Origin of the sequence: Silvania hatchlandensis (assembly GCF_025564065.1) — a bacterium.
Taxonomy (GTDB): domain Bacteria; phylum Pseudomonadota; class Gammaproteobacteria; order Enterobacterales; family Enterobacteriaceae; genus Enterobacter; species Enterobacter hatchlandensis.
This window is the reverse complement of sequence record NZ_JAMGZK010000049.1, coordinates 135463-149445: the sequence shown is the minus strand read 5'-3', so window position 1 is coordinate 149445 and position 13983 is coordinate 135463. Positions and strand designations below refer to the sequence as shown.

Genomic DNA, 13983 nt, shown 5'->3' with positions numbered 1-13983 from the left:
TGGAGAACATCATGACCCTACCGAAGATTAAAGAGATCCGAGCCTGGTTTACCGGCGGCGCAACGGCAGAGAAGGGCGCGGGCGGCGGCGATTATCATGACCAGGGGGCCAACCACTGGATCGACGACCATATCGCCACTCCGATGAGTAAATATCCGCAGTATGAACAGTCGCGTCAGTCGTTCGGCATTAATGTCCTGGGTACGCTGGTGGTTGAAGTGGAGGCCGACAACGGCCAGACCGGTTTTGCGGTCTCCACCGCCGGAGAGATGGGCTGCTTTATCGTTGAAAAGCACCTCAGCCGCTTTATCGAGGGCAAGTGCGTCAGCGACATCAAGCTGATCCACGACCAGATGCTCGGTGCGACCATGTATTACGCCGGTTCCGGCGGGCTGGTGCTGAACACAATCTCCTGCATTGACCTGGCGTTGTGGGATCTGTTCGGCAAAGTCGTCGGCTTGCCGGTCTACAAGCTGCTCGGCGGCGCGGTGCGCGATGAGATCCGTTTTTACGCCACCGGCGCCCGCCCGGATCTGGCGAAAGAGATGGGCTTTATCGGCGGCAAAATGCCAACCCACCGGGGGCCGCACGACGGCGACGCCGGGATCCGCCAGGACGCGGCAATGGTGGCGGAGTACCGGGAGAAATGTGGTCCGGACTTCTGGCTGATGCTCGACTGCTGGATGAGCCAGGACGTAAATTACGCCACCAAACTGGCCCACGCCTGTGCCCCTTATAACCTGAAGTGGATTGAGGAGTGCCTCCCGCCACAGCAGTATGAAGGCTATCGCGAACTCAAGCGCAATGCCCCGCCGGGGATGATGGTGACCAGCGGTGAGCACCACGGCACCCTGCAATCCTTCCGCACGCTTTCGGAAACTGGGATCGACATCATGCAGCCGGACGTCGGCTGGTGCGGTGGCTTAACCACCCTGGTGGAGATTGCCGCCATCGCTAAAGCCCGGGGGCAACTGGTGGTGCCGCACGGCTCGTCGGTCTACTCACATCATGCGGTGATCACCTTTACCAATACGCCGTTCAGCGAATTCCTGATGACCAGCCCTGACTGCGCCACGCTGCGCCCGCAGTTTGATCCAATTCTGCTCGATGAACCTGTGCCGGTGAATGGCCATATCCACAAATCGGTACTGGATAAACCCGGCTTTGGCGTCGAGCTTAACCGGAATTGTGCCCTGAAGCGTCCTTACAGCCACTAAACCGTCGCGCCGCGCAGCCGCGTGGCGTCATCCTTTATTGAGGATTGTCTATGAATATGACTCTGCTCGACAGCGTGGTCAGGAAAAACCGCGCCCGCCTGATCCCGTTCATGCTGGCGCTGTACGTGCTGGCTTTTCTGGATCGCTCCAATATCGGCTTCGCCAAAGAGAGCTACCAGATCGATACCGGGCTCAGTAACGAAGCCTATGCCCTGGGCGCAGGCATTTTCTTTGTGGTTTACGCCCTGTTGGGCGTCCCTGCCAACCTGCTGATGCGTAAGTTTGGCGCCCGGACGTGGATGGGCACCACCACGCTGCTGTGGGGGTTCCTCTCTACGGCGATGGCGTGGGCCGATACCGAAAGTAAGTTTCTGTTGATCCGCACCCTGCTGGGCGCGGCAGAGGCAGGCTTCTTCCCCGGCATGATCTACCTCACCTCCCAGTGGTTCCCCCAGCGCAACCGCGCCAGCATTATGGGGCTGTTTTATATGGGGGCACCGCTGGCATTGTCGCTCGGATCGCCGCTCTCGGGAGCGCTGCTGGAGATGCATGGCTTTATGGGCCATCCCGGCTGGTTCTGGATGTTTATTATCGAAGGGCTGATTGCCGTAGGTGCAGGGGTCTTCACCTTCTTCTGGCTGGACGATACGCCGCAGCAGGCGCGGTTCCTCAACGCGCAGGAGAAACAGGCGCTTATCACCCAACTGGCGGGGGAGGAGCAGAGCAAGGCCACCTCACGGCTGAGCGATGCGCTGCGCAATGGCCGGGTCTGGCAGCTGGCGTTTATCTACATGACTATCCAGATCGCCGTCTACGGGCTGATCTTCTTCCTGCCGACCCAGGTGGCGGCCCTGCTCGGCACCAAAGTGGGCTTCACCGCCTCGGTGGTGACCGCGATCCCGTGGGTTGCGGCGCTGTTTGGCACCTGGCTTATCCCGCGTTACTCCGACCGCACCGGCGAGCGGCGCTACATCGCCACGCTGACGCTGCTGGCCGCCGGTGTTGGGGTGGGGGTCTCGGGGCTAGTGTCGCCGGTGCTGGCCATGGTCGCGCTGTGCGTTGCCGCAGTAGGGTTTATCGCCGTACAGCCGGTCTTCTGGACCATGCCGACGCAGCAGCTCTCCGGTACCGCGCTGGCAGCAGGGATTGGCTTCGTCAACCTGTTTGGCGCGGTGGGGGGTTTTCTCGCCCCACTTATCCGGGTGAAAGCCCAGAATGTGTTTGGCAGCGATGCGGCCGGGCTGCTGGCGCTGGCCGGGATTGCCATTCTCGGCGCGCTGGCGATACTGGTGCTGGGAGTTACCCGCACCGCGCCGCAGGCCGATCGCGTACATCATTAATATCAGGGAGTTATTATGCAAAACGTTCTTTCAAACCCCTTCAAGCAGGCCTTGCTTAAGGGTGAAACGCAGATTGGGTTGTGGCTGAGTTCTACCTCGTCTTACATGGCGGAGATCGCCGCGACCTCAGGCTATGACTGGCTGTTAATCGACGGGGAGCATGCTCCCAATACCGTTCAGGATCTCTACCACCAGCTGCAGGCCGTCGCCCCTTACGCCAGCCAGCCGGTGATCCGCCCGGTTGATGGCAATCGTAGCCTGATCAAGCAGGTGCTGGATATTGGTGCCAGAACGCTGCTGATCCCGATGGTCGACAGCGCAGAGCAGGCGAGGGAGATTGTCTCCGCCACCCGCTATCCGCCGCTGGGCGTGCGCGGCGTGGGGGCTGGGGTAGCGCGGGCGGCACGCTGGGGAAGGGTAGAGAACTACATGGCCCGGGCCAACGACGAGCTATGCCTGCTTATTCAGGTGGAGAGTAAAGCCGCGCTGGATAACCTCGATGCGATCCTGGAGGTGGAAGGGATTGACGGCGTGTTTATCGGTCCGGCAGATCTGTCGACTTCGCTGGGTTATCCCGACAACGCCGGACACCCACAGGTGCAGGCGATTATTGAGCAGGCGATCCGCCGGATCCGGCTCGCGGGGAAAGCGGCGGGTTTCCTGGCGGTGGATCCGGCGATGGCGACGCGGTGTCTGGAGTGGGGGGCGAACTTTGTGGCCGTCGGGGTCGATACCATGCTCTATACCGAGGCGCTGGACAGCCGGCTGGCGCAGTTCAAATCCGCCAGTACCCGGACAACTAAAAGCAGCTACTGACCGGGTTACATTTCGATTTCGATATCACCTTTTGCCCGGCAGCAGCAGGGCAAAATTTCCCCTTCGCGGATAAACGCCAGCGGCTCGGTAAGCCAGTCGACCTGGCCGGAGACCAGGCGGCAACGGCAGGAGCCGCAGTAGCCTTCACGGCACTGGTATTCGACTTCAATCTGGTGGGATTCCAGCGCAACGAGTAGGGAAGGGTGCTCTTCCTGGCACAGGAGTTCTGTGCCAGAAAGACGAAGGGTCACGCGGCTCATCAGAGCTCGAAGCTGCTCAGATCGTCAGTGTTGACTTCAGCATCAATCTGGCCGACCAGGTAAGAGCTCACTTCCACTTCCTGCGGCGCAACCTGCACGTTATCTGACACCAGCCAGGTGTTGATCCACGGGATCGGGTTGGAGCGGGTCTGGAACGGCAGATCCAGCCCTACCGCCTGCATGCGGATGTTGGTGATGTAATCAATGTACTGGCAGAGAATATCTTTATTCAGGCCGATCATTGAACCGTCCTGGAACAGGTATTCCGCCCACTCTTTTTCCTGTACGGCAGCTTCAACGAACAGGTCATAGCTGGCCTGTTTGCACTCTTCGGCGATTTCAGCCATTTCCGGGTCATCCACGCCGCTGCGCAGCAGGTTCAGCATATGCTGGGTGCCGGTCAGGTGCAGTGCTTCATCGCGGGCGATCAGGCGGATAATTTTGGCGTTACCTTCCATCAGCTCGCGTTCCGCAAAGGCGAAGGAGCAGGCGAAGCTAACGTAGAAGCGGATCGCTTCCAGCGCGTTGACGCTCATCAGGCACAGGTACAGTTTTTTCTTCAGCTCACGCAGGTTCACGGTCACGGTTTTGCCGTTAACGGTATGCGTGCCTTCACCCAGCAGATGCCAGTAGCTGGTCATCTCGATCAGATCGTCATAGTAATGCGCGATACCCTGGGCACGCTTCAGGATTTGCTCGTTGGTCACGATATCATCAAAAACGATCGCCGGATCGTTAACGATATTACGGATGATATGGGTATAAGAGCGGGAGTGGATGGTCTCGGAGAACGCCCAGGTCTCAACCCAGGTTTCCAGCTCTGGAATGGAGATCAGCGGCAGCAGCGCCACGTTCGGGCTACGGCCCTGAATGGAGTCCAGCAGCGTCTGGTACTTCAGGTTGCTGAGGAAGATATGCTTTTCATGTTCCGGCAGGGCCTGGAAGTCGATGCGGTCGCGAGAAACGTCAACTTCTTCCGGACGCCAGAAGAAGGAGAGTTGCTTTTCAATCAGCTTTTCGAAGATGTCATATTTTTGCTGATCGTAGCGCGCCACGTTGACCGGCTGGCCGAAGAACATCGGCTCTTTGAGCTGGTCATTTTTCGTCTGTGAAAAGGTGGTGTATGCCATGAGTGTGTCCTGTTGAGATTGTAGGCCCGGCGGCACTGCGTTCGCCGGGCCTACAATAGACCGTAGGCCGGGTAAGCGTCGCGCCACCCGGCAAATAACTTAGATCTTACATGCGCCGCTTTCGCAGCCGTCGTCCTGAATCGAAGGCGCCAGATCGTCCTGCGCATCTTCAGCACCGTCGCGGGTGTTTTGATAGTACAGGGTCTTCACGCCAAACTTATAGGCGGTGAGCAGGTCTTTCAACAGCTGCTGCATCGGCACTTTGCCTGACGGGAAGCGGGACGGATCGTAGTTGGTGTTGGCCGAAATCGACTGGTCGATAAATTTCTGCATGATGCCAACCAGCTGCAGATAACCGTCGTTATTCGGCATTTCCCACAGCAGTTCATAGTTGTTCTTCAGCAGTTCATAGTCCGGCACCACCTGACGCAGGATCCCGTCTTTCGACGCTTTGATGCTGACGTGACCGCGCGGTGGCTCAATACCGTTGGTGGCGTTAGAGATCTGCGAAGAGGTCTCAGACGGCATCAGGGCAGAGAGCGTGGAGTTACGCAGACCGTGAGTCTGGATCGATTCACGCAGGCCATTCCAGTCAAGATGCAGCGGCTCGTTGACGATCGCATCCAGGTCTTTCTTGTAGGTGTCGATCGGCATCACGCCTTGGGCGTAGGTGGTTTCATTGAACCACGGGCATGCGCCTTGCTCTTTTGCCAGCTCGTTAGAGGCTTTCAGCAGATAATACTGAATGGCTTCAAAGGTCTGGTGCGTCAGATTGTTGGCGCTGCCGTCGGAATAACGCTTACCGTTTTTCGCCAGCCAGTAGGCATAGTTGATCACGCCAATACCCAGCGTACGACGACCCATGGCCCCACGTTTAGCCGCCGGGATTGGGTAATCCTGATAATCCAGCAGGGCATCCAGCGCACGGACTGCCAGCACCGCCAGCTCTTCCAGCTCATCCAGGCTCTTAATCGCGCCCAGGTTAAAGGCTGAAAGGGTACAGAGCGCGATTTCGCCGCTCTCATCGTTCACGTCATCCAGCGGTTTAGTCGGCAGGGCGATTTCCAGACACAGGTTGGACTGGCGCACTGGCGCTACAGCAGGATCGAACGGGCTGTGGGTGTTGCAGTGATCGACGTTCTGAATGTAGATACGCCCGGTTGATGCACGTTCCTGCATCATCAGGGAGAACAGTTCCACGGCCTTCACGCGCTGTTTGCGGATGCTGTCGTCGTTTTCATACTGCACGTACAGGTGCTCAAAGGCGTCCTGATCGGCAAAGAAGGCGTCGTACAGGCCTGGCACGTCGGACGGGCTGAACAGCGTAATGTCGCCGCCTTTCAGCAGGCGGGTGTACATCAGCTTGTTGATCTGTACGCCGTAGTCCATGTGACGTACGCGGTTGCCTTCCACGCCACGGTTGTTTTTCAGCACCAGCAGGCTTTCAACTTCCAGGTGCCACATTGGGTAGAACAGGGTCGCAGCACCGCCGCGCACACCGCCCTGGGAGCAGGACTTCACTGCGGTCTGGAAGTGTTTGTAGAACGGAATACAGCCGGTGTGGAACGCTTCACCACCACGGATTGGGCTGCCCAGCGCACGAATGCGACCGGCGTTGATGCCAATACCGGCACGCTGGGAAACGTATTTCACGATCGCGCTGGAAGTGGCGTTGATGGAGTCAAGGCTGTCGCCACACTCGATCAGCACGCAGGAGCTGAACTGACGCGTCGGCGTACGCACACCAGACATGATCGGCGTAGGCAGCGAAATTTTAAAGGTAGAGACCGCGTCATAGAAACGCTTCACGTAGCTCAGACGGGTGTCGCGCGGGTAGCCAGAGAACAGGCAGGCTGCGACCAGCATGTACAGGAACTGGGCGCTCTCGTAGATTTCACCGGTGACGCGGTTCTGCACCAGGTATTTGCCTTCGAGCTGCTTCACCGCCGCGTAGGAGAAGTTCATATCGCGCCAGTGATCGATAAACCCGTCCATCTGCTTGAACTCTTCTTCCGTGTAGTCTTCCAGCAGATGCGTGTCGTATTTGCCCAACTCAACCATTTTCACCACATGATCGAACAGCGCGGGCGGTTCAAACTGGCCGTACGCTTTTTTACGCAGGTGGAAAATCGCCAGACGAGCAGCGAGGTACTGATAATCCGGCGCATCGCGGGAGATCAGATCCGCCGCGGCTTTGATGATGGTTTCGTGGATGTCAGAGGTTCTGATGCCGTCATAGAACTGGATATGGGAGCGCAGTTCAACCTGAGAAATCGATACGTTATTCAGCCCTTCTGCTGCCCAGTCGAGAACACGATGGATTTTGTCCAGATTGATACGCTCGGTTGCACCGTCGCGCTTTGTCACCAGCAGACTCTGATTCATGTGGGTTTTTACCTGTCCGTGAAAAATGAAAATATCCCCCGCTTATCCACAGACTGCTGTGGATAAATACTATATATAGGGGTTTTACGATAAGGATAACGCAAGATGGTGAGTATTCTAGTAAGGATTCTTTTCAGCACAAGAGTTGATTTTGACGTTAAATTCAGGTTGCCAAAGCGTAATAAAGGCTAAGTCCACGTACCGTAAGGCCTGGACGAGATGTCAATATTCAGCAAAAAAAATCGAAAATTTGATCGAGTGCTGATTTCTTCATCGCGAGGAGAGAATTGCGCAACGAATGCTGCGCAATCTTTAGAAAAACAAGTGCTGACGTTAGTCATTTTTTGCGGTTGTGTGCAGCATGTAATTAACATCCACACCCGGTGCCAGTTTGAACTTGTCAGTCAATGGGTTGTAGTGCAGGCCGGTCATGTGCTGCTCTTTGAGCCATGTTCCGTCAACCCAGCTCAGCAGTTCCGCCGGTTTAATGAACTTCTTCACATCGTGGGTTCCTTTCGGCACCATGCGCAGCACATACTCTGCACCGACCACCGCCATCAGCCATGCCTTGCCGTTACGGTTGATGGTTGAGAAGAACACCTGGCCACCCGGCTTAACCAGCGCCGCGCAGGCTTTCACCACCGATTGCGGATCCGGAACGTGCTCAAGCATCTCCATGCAGGTGACGACGTCATACTGATGGGCAAATTTCCCGGCGTGCGCTTCGACCGTCTCCTGAACATACTCAACCTGGACGCCACTTTCCAGCGCATGCAGACGCGCTACCTGTAGCGGCTCAAAGCCCATATCCAGCCCAGTGACCGTTGCGCCTTCGCGCGCCATGCTCTCTGCCAGGATGCCGCCCCCACAGCCCACATCAAGCACCTTTTTCCCGAACAGACCGCCGGAACGTTCTGCGATATAGCCGAGGCGCAGCGGGTTAATGCGGTGCAGCGGTTTAAACTCACCTTCAAGATCCCACCAGCGCGAGGCGACGGCTTCGAATTTGGCGATCTCTTCATGGTCAACGTTGTGAACCAGCGGCGTTTTTTCGGCATTCATGGGCGCTTTTACTCCTTTTTTGTTCAGACCCGCGAGTATATCAGTTGGCTGGCGTGAATAAACCGTATTGGTTTACCTCTATCACTATGGCTGTGTTATAATTTGCGACCTTTGAATCCGGGATACAGTAGAGGGATAGCGGTTAGATGAGCGACCTTGCGAGAGAAATTACACCGGTTAACATCGAGGAAGAGCTTAAGAGCTCCTATCTGGATTATGCGATGTCGGTCATTGTTGGCCGTGCGCTGCCGGATGTCCGCGATGGACTTAAGCCGGTACACCGTCGCGTACTATACGCCATGAACGTATTGGGCAATGACTGGAATAAAGCCTACAAAAAATCTGCCCGTGTCGTTGGTGACGTAATCGGTAAATACCATCCTCATGGTGATTCCGCGGTGTACGACACCATCGTACGTATGGCGCAGCCATTCTCACTGCGTTACATGCTGGTTGATGGTCAGGGTAACTTCGGTTCGGTCGATGGCGACTCCGCTGCGGCGATGCGTTATACGGAAATCCGTATGTCGAAAATCGCTCACGAGCTGATGGCCGACCTGGAAAAAGAGACCGTGGATTTCGTCGATAACTACGACGGCACGGAAAAAATTCCCGAAGTGATGCCAACCAAGATCCCAAACCTGCTGGTGAACGGTTCGTCCGGTATCGCTGTAGGGATGGCGACCAACATTCCGCCGCACAACATCACGGAAGTGATCAACGGCTGTCTGGCCTATATCGACGATGAAGACATCAGCATTGAAGGGCTGATGGAACACATCCCGGGTCCGGACTTCCCGACTGCCGCCATTATCAATGGTCGGCGTGGCATTGAAGAAGCGTACCGCACCGGCCGCGGCAAAATTTATATCCGTGCCCGTGCCGAAGTCGAAGCTGACGCCAAAACCGGTCGTGAGACGATCATCGTCCACGAAATTCCGTATCAAGTGAACAAAGCGCGCCTGATCGAGAAAATTGCCGAGCTGGTCAAAGAAAAACGTATTGAAGGCATCAGTGCCCTACGCGATGAGTCTGATAAAGACGGCATGCGCATTGTCATTGAAATCAAACGTGACGCGGTAGGGGAGGTGGTACTCAATAACCTGTACTCCCTGACTCAGCTTCAGGTCTCCTTCGGTATCAACATGGTGGCACTGCACCATGGTCAGCCGAAGATCATGAACCTGAAAGATATTCTGGGCGCGTTCGTGCGTCACCGCCGTGAAGTGGTGACCCGCCGGACTATTTATGAACTGCGCAAAGCGCGCGACCGTGCGCACATCCTTGAAGCGCTGGCGGTTGCGCTGGCTAACATCGATCCGATCATCGAGCTCATCCGTCGTGCGCCAACGCCTGCAGAAGCGAAAGCGGCGTTAGTGGCTCAGCCATGGGCGCTGGGCAACGTTTCCGCGATGCTGGAACGTGCGGGCGATGACGCTGCGCGTCCGGAGTGGCTGGAGCCTGAGTTTGGCGTGCGTGACGGTCAATATTATCTGACCGAACAGCAGGCTCAGGCGATTCTGGATCTGCGTCTGCAGAAACTGACCGGCCTTGAGCACGAAAAACTGCTCGACGAGTACAAAGAGCTGCTGGAACAGATTGCCGAGCTGCTGCATATCCTTGGCAGCGCCGATCGTCTGATGGAAGTGATCCGTGAAGAGCTGGAGCTGGTCCGCGATCAGTTTGGCGATGAGCGTCGCACCGAAATCACGGCCAACACCGCGGATATCAACATCGAAGACCTGATCAACCAGGAAGACGTTGTTGTCACCCTGTCTCACCAGGGCTACGTGAAGTATCAGCCGTTGACCGACTACGAAGCACAGCGTCGTGGTGGTAAAGGCAAATCTGCAGCACGTATTAAAGAAGAAGACTTTATCGACCGCCTGCTGGTGGCCAACACCCATGACACTATCCTCTGCTTCTCAAGCCGTGGTCGTCTGTACTGGATGAAGGTTTATCAGCTGCCGGAAGCGAGCCGTGGCGCGCGTGGACGTCCAATCGTCAACCTGCTGCCGCTGGAGCAGAACGAGCGTATCACCGCGATCCTGCCGGTTCGCGAGTATGCTGAAGGCGTGAACGTCTTTATGGCGACCGCCAGCGGCACCGTGAAGAAAACCGCCCTGACCGAGTTCAGCCGTCCGCGTTCTGCCGGTATTATTGCCGTCAACCTGAACGAAGGCGACGAACTGATTGGCGTGGATCTGACCTCCGGTTCCGACGACGTGATGCTGTTCTCTGCCGCCGGTAAAGTGGTGCGCTTCAAAGAGAGCGCAGTGCGCGCAATGGGTCGTACTGCGACCGGCGTGCGCGGCATCAAGCTGGCAGGTAAAGACAGCGTGGTCTCCCTGATTGTGCCGCGTGGTGATGGTGCGATCCTGACTGTAACGCAGAATGGTTACGGTAAACGTACCGCTGAGACGGAGTATCCAACCAAGTCTCGCGGCACTCAGGGCGTTATCTCCATCAAAGTCACCGAGCGTAACGGCTCCGTGGTGGGCGCGGTGCAAGTTGACGACTGCGACCAGATCATGATGATCACCGATGCCGGTACGCTGGTGCGTACGCGCGTGTCGGAAATCAGCGTGGTGGGCCGTAACACCCAGGGCGTGATCCTCATCCGTACTGCGGAAGATGAAAACGTGGTAGGTCTGCAGCGTGTTGCTGAGCCGGTGGACGATGAAGAGCTTGACTCCATCGACGGCAGTGCGGCAGAAGGCGACGACGAAATCGCGCCAGAAGCCGAAAGCGACGACGATGCGGCGGATGAAGACGCCGAGTAATGTCTCCTGACGATAAAGGGCCGGTTTCCGGCCCTTTTCTTTTGCATTGGCGCGGAATTGCAGACAACCGAACATTGCGACGGCGGTGATTTACCGCTACCTTAACCCCATTCCTTATGACCTGACGGCGGAGCCTCGCCCCCTTGAAATACCTCGTCTCCTTTCGAACCACGCTGAAAGTTTCTCGTTATCTTTTTCGGGCGCTGGCGCTCATGATCTGGCTGCTGATTGCGCTGTTTTCGGTGTTCTACATCGTTAATGCCCTGCACCAGAAGGAATCGGAGATCCGTCAGGAATTTAACCTTAGCTTCGATCAGTCTCAGCGCTATATTCAGCGCACCTCGGACGTGATGAAGGAACTCAAGTACATCGCCGAGAACCGGCTGACGGCAGAGAACGGCATTCTGGCCACGCGCGGACGCGACAGCAAAGCCGACGTACCCAACTTTGAGCCGCTGTTCCCGGATTCAGACTGCTCGGTGATGGGCAATGCCTGGCGCGGGTCGCTCGAGTCGCTGGCCTGGTTTATGCGCTACTGGCGCGATAACTTCTCGGCCGCCTACGATCTCAACCGCGTTTTTTTAATTGGCAGCGAAAACCTCTGTATGGCCGACTTTGGCCTGCGCGATATGCCGGTGGAGCGCGACAGTGCGCTGAAAAGCCTGCACGAGCGGATCGTTAAATACCGTAATGCACCGCAGGATGAGCGGGGCAGTAACCTGTTCTGGATAAGCCAGGGGCCGCGTCCGGGCGTGGGGTATTTCTATGCCCTGACGCCAGTCTATCTCGGCAACCGTCTGCAGGCGATGCTCGGCACCGAGCAAACCATCCGCATGGAAAACTTTTTCACCCCCGGCACGCTACCTATGGGGGTGACCATCCTTGATGAAAACGGCCACGCCCTGATCTCGCTGGTGGGACCAGAAACTCGCCTGAAGGTCGATCCGCGCTGGATGCAGGAACGCTCATTCTTTGGCTACACGTCCGGATTCCGCGAACTGGTGCTGAAAAAAAGCCTGCCGCCGTCATCGCTGAGCATCGTCTACTCTGTTCCGGTGGATATGGTACTGGAACGGATCCGCATGCTGATCCTCAACTCGGTCCTGCTCAACGTGCTGGTGGGGATCGCGCTGTTCACCCTGGCACGAATGTACGAGCGTAAAATCTTTATCCCGGCGGAGATCGACGCCCAGCGGCTCGAAGAGCATGAGCAGTTCAACCGCAAGATTGTCGCTTCTGCTCCGGTCGGGATCTGTATCCTGCGTACCCTCGACGGGACCAATATCCTGAGTAACGAGCTGGCGCACAATTACCTGAACATGCTGACCCATGAGGACCGACAGCGGCTGACGCAAATTATCTGCGGTCAGCAGGTCAACTTTGTTGATGTGCTAACCAGTAACAACACCAATCTGCAAATCAGCTTTGTCCATTCGCGCTATCGCAACGAGAACGTGGCCATCTGCGTGCTGGTGGACGTCTCAGCGCGCGTCAAAATGGAAGAGTCGCTGCAGGATATGGCGCAGGCCGCCGAACAGGCCAGCCAGTCGAAATCGATGTTCCTCGCGACAGTCAGCCATGAGTTGCGTACACCGCTGTACGGCATTATCGGTAACCTCGATCTGCTGCAAACCAAAGAGCTGCCGCGGGGCGTCGATCGTCTGGTAACGGCGATGAACAACTCCTCCAGTCTGCTACTGAAAATTATCAGCGATATTCTCGACTTCTCGAAAATCGAGTCGGAGCAGCTGAAAATCGAACCGCGGGAATTCTCTCCGCGCGAGGTGATGAGCCATATCAGTTCCAACTACCTGCCGCTGGTGGTGCGAAAGCAACTGGGACTGTACTGCTTTATTGAACCCGACGTGCCGATGGCGCTGGAGGGCGATCCGATGCGCCTCCAGCAGGTGATTTCAAACCTGCTTAGCAATGCGATTAAATTCACCGATATGGGCTGCATTGTGATGCATGTGTCAAGGGCAGGGGACTACCTGAGCATCCGGGTGCGCGACACCGGGGTGGGCATTCCGGCGAAAGAGGTGGTTAAACTGTTCGATCCCTTCTTCCAGGTAGGAACCGGGGTGCAGCGTAACTTCCAGGGCACCGGGCTGGGGCTGGCCATTTGTGAAAAACTGATCAGCATGATGGATGGCGACATCTCGGTGGATACCGAGCCGGGCATGGGTAGCCAGTTCACTATCCGCATTCCGCTGTATGCGGCGCAGCCTTCGGTCAACCCATCGCCAGAAGGCCTGAGTGACAAGCGCTGCTGGTTGGCGGTCAATAACGCCTCGCTGTTTACCTTCCTGGAATCACTGCTGACGCAAAACGGTATTCGGGTGGCGCGCTACGCCGGTCAAACGCCGGATGCGGAAGATATGTTAATTACGGATGATGAACTGACGCAGCCGTGGCAGGGCAAAGCGGCGGTGATCTTCTGCCGCCGTCATATCGGCATTCCACTGGAGCGTGCTCACGGGGAGTGGGTGAACAGCGTGGCGTCGCCGCATGAGCTGATCGTCCTGCTGGCGCGCATCTATCGCGTAGAGATGGAGACCGGCGACGCCAGCAATGTGCTCCCGTCGCCGGAGTCGGCCCAGTCACTGAACGAAGATATGATGATTCTGGTGGTTGATGACCATCCGATCAACCGCCGCCTGCTGGCTGACCAGCTCGGGTCGCTGGGCTATCAGTGTAAAACGGCCAATGACGGTGTGGACGCGCTGAACGTGCTGAGCAAAAACCATATCGACATTGTCCTCAGCGACGTTAACATGCCGAATATGGACGGTTATCGCCTGACCCAGCGCATTCGCCAGCTTGGCCTGACGCTGCCGGTGGTTGGCGTTACCGCTAACGCGCTGGCAGAAGAAAAGCAGCGCTGTCTGGAGTCGGGAATGGACAGCTGTCTGTCCAAACCGGTGACGCTGGACGTTCTCAAGCAGACGCTGAAGGTATATGCCGAACGGGTCAGGAAGACGAGGGAATAA

General features: G+C 56.9%; 9 protein-coding genes. 5 read left to right on the top strand and 4 right to left on the bottom strand.

Annotated features, from left to right (window positions below; genetic code table 11):
• The first annotated feature begins 11 nt into the window (after positions 1–11).
• From rhmD to yfaU, 3 genes are read left to right on the top strand one after another with little or no spacing between them, the layout of a single operon-like run.
• Positions 12–1217 carry an L-rhamnonate dehydratase gene (gene rhmD / locus M8014_RS12775; RefSeq protein WP_271282815.1) on the top strand — a complete coding sequence of 402 codons (1206 nt, stop codon included), beginning with the start codon at positions 12–14 and terminating at the stop codon, positions 1215–1217.
• Between the two features lie 50 nt (positions 1218–1267).
• Positions 1268–2557 (top strand): MFS transporter, encoded by a 1290-nt coding sequence (locus tag M8014_RS12770; RefSeq protein WP_271282814.1) that lies wholly within the window; start codon positions 1268–1270, stop codon positions 2555–2557.
• A gap of 15 nt (positions 2558–2572) precedes the next feature.
• On the top strand, positions 2573–3373 hold the full coding sequence (gene yfaU, locus M8014_RS12765; RefSeq protein ID WP_271282813.1) for a 2-keto-3-deoxy-L-rhamnonate aldolase: 801 nt from the start codon (positions 2573–2575) through the stop codon (positions 3371–3373).
• Positions 3374–3378: 5 nt separating this feature from the next.
• Here the strand turns inward: yfaU and yfaE are convergent, their stop codons facing one another.
• The 4 genes from yfaE to ubiG form a co-directional block, all read right to left on the bottom strand.
• The gene (yfaE, locus tag M8014_RS12760; RefSeq protein WP_271282812.1) at positions 3379–3633 is read right to left on the bottom strand and encodes a class I ribonucleotide reductase maintenance protein YfaE; all 255 of its coding nucleotides are present in this window, start codon (positions 3631–3633) and stop codon (positions 3379–3381) included.
• On the bottom strand, positions 3633–4763 hold the full coding sequence (nrdB, locus tag M8014_RS12755) for a class Ia ribonucleoside-diphosphate reductase subunit beta (protein ID WP_271282811.1): 1131 nt from the start codon (positions 4761–4763) through the stop codon (positions 3633–3635). Before nrdB ends, yfaE begins: the two co-directional genes overlap by 1 nt.
• 99 nt (positions 4764–4862) lie before the next feature.
• A complete protein-coding gene (nrdA, locus tag M8014_RS12750; protein WP_271282810.1) occupies positions 4863–7148 on the bottom strand; it encodes a class 1a ribonucleoside-diphosphate reductase subunit alpha in 2286 nt (761 codons plus the stop codon).
• A 333-nt stretch (positions 7149–7481) separates the two neighbouring features.
• Positions 7482–8210 (bottom strand): bifunctional 2-polyprenyl-6-hydroxyphenol methylase/3-demethylubiquinol 3-O-methyltransferase UbiG, encoded by a 729-nt coding sequence (gene ubiG, locus M8014_RS12745; protein WP_271282809.1) that lies wholly within the window; start codon positions 8208–8210, stop codon positions 7482–7484.
• A 146-nt stretch (positions 8211–8356) separates the two neighbouring features.
• Between ubiG and gyrA the strand changes: the two genes are divergently transcribed.
• Both gyrA and rcsC read left to right on the top strand, forming a co-directional pair.
• A complete protein-coding gene (gene gyrA, locus M8014_RS12740) occupies positions 8357–10993 on the top strand; it encodes a DNA topoisomerase (ATP-hydrolyzing) subunit A (protein WP_271282808.1) in 2637 nt (878 codons plus the stop codon).
• Between the two features lie 143 nt (positions 10994–11136).
• A complete protein-coding gene (gene rcsC, locus M8014_RS12735) occupies positions 11137–13983 on the top strand; it encodes a two-component system sensor histidine kinase RcsC (RefSeq protein WP_271282807.1) in 2847 nt (948 codons plus the stop codon).

Excerpts from the sequence above, each read along its gene's own strand:
- yfaU (WP_271282813.1), top strand. The coding sequence starts at position 2,573 with ATGCAAAACGTTCTTTCAAACCCCTTCAAGCAGGCCTTGCTTAAGGGT.
- rhmD (WP_271282815.1), top strand. The coding sequence starts at position 12 with ATGACCCTACCGAAGATTAAAGAGATCCGAGCCTGGTTTACCGGCGGC.
- nrdA (WP_271282810.1), bottom strand. The coding sequence starts at position 7,148 with ATGAATCAGAGTCTGCTGGTGACAAAGCGCGACGGTGCAACCGAGCGT.
- ubiG (WP_271282809.1), bottom strand. The coding sequence starts at position 8,210 with ATGAATGCCGAAAAAACGCCGCTGGTTCACAACGTTGACCATGAAGAG.
- gyrA (WP_271282808.1), top strand. The coding sequence starts at position 8,357 with ATGAGCGACCTTGCGAGAGAAATTACACCGGTTAACATCGAGGAAGAG.
- nrdB (WP_271282811.1), bottom strand. The coding sequence starts at position 4,763 with ATGGCATACACCACCTTTTCACAGACGAAAAATGACCAGCTCAAAGAG.
- M8014_RS12770 (WP_271282814.1), top strand. The coding sequence starts at position 1,268 with ATGAATATGACTCTGCTCGACAGCGTGGTCAGGAAAAACCGCGCCCGC.
- yfaE (WP_271282812.1), bottom strand. The coding sequence starts at position 3,633 with ATGAGCCGCGTGACCCTTCGTCTTTCTGGCACAGAACTCCTGTGCCAG.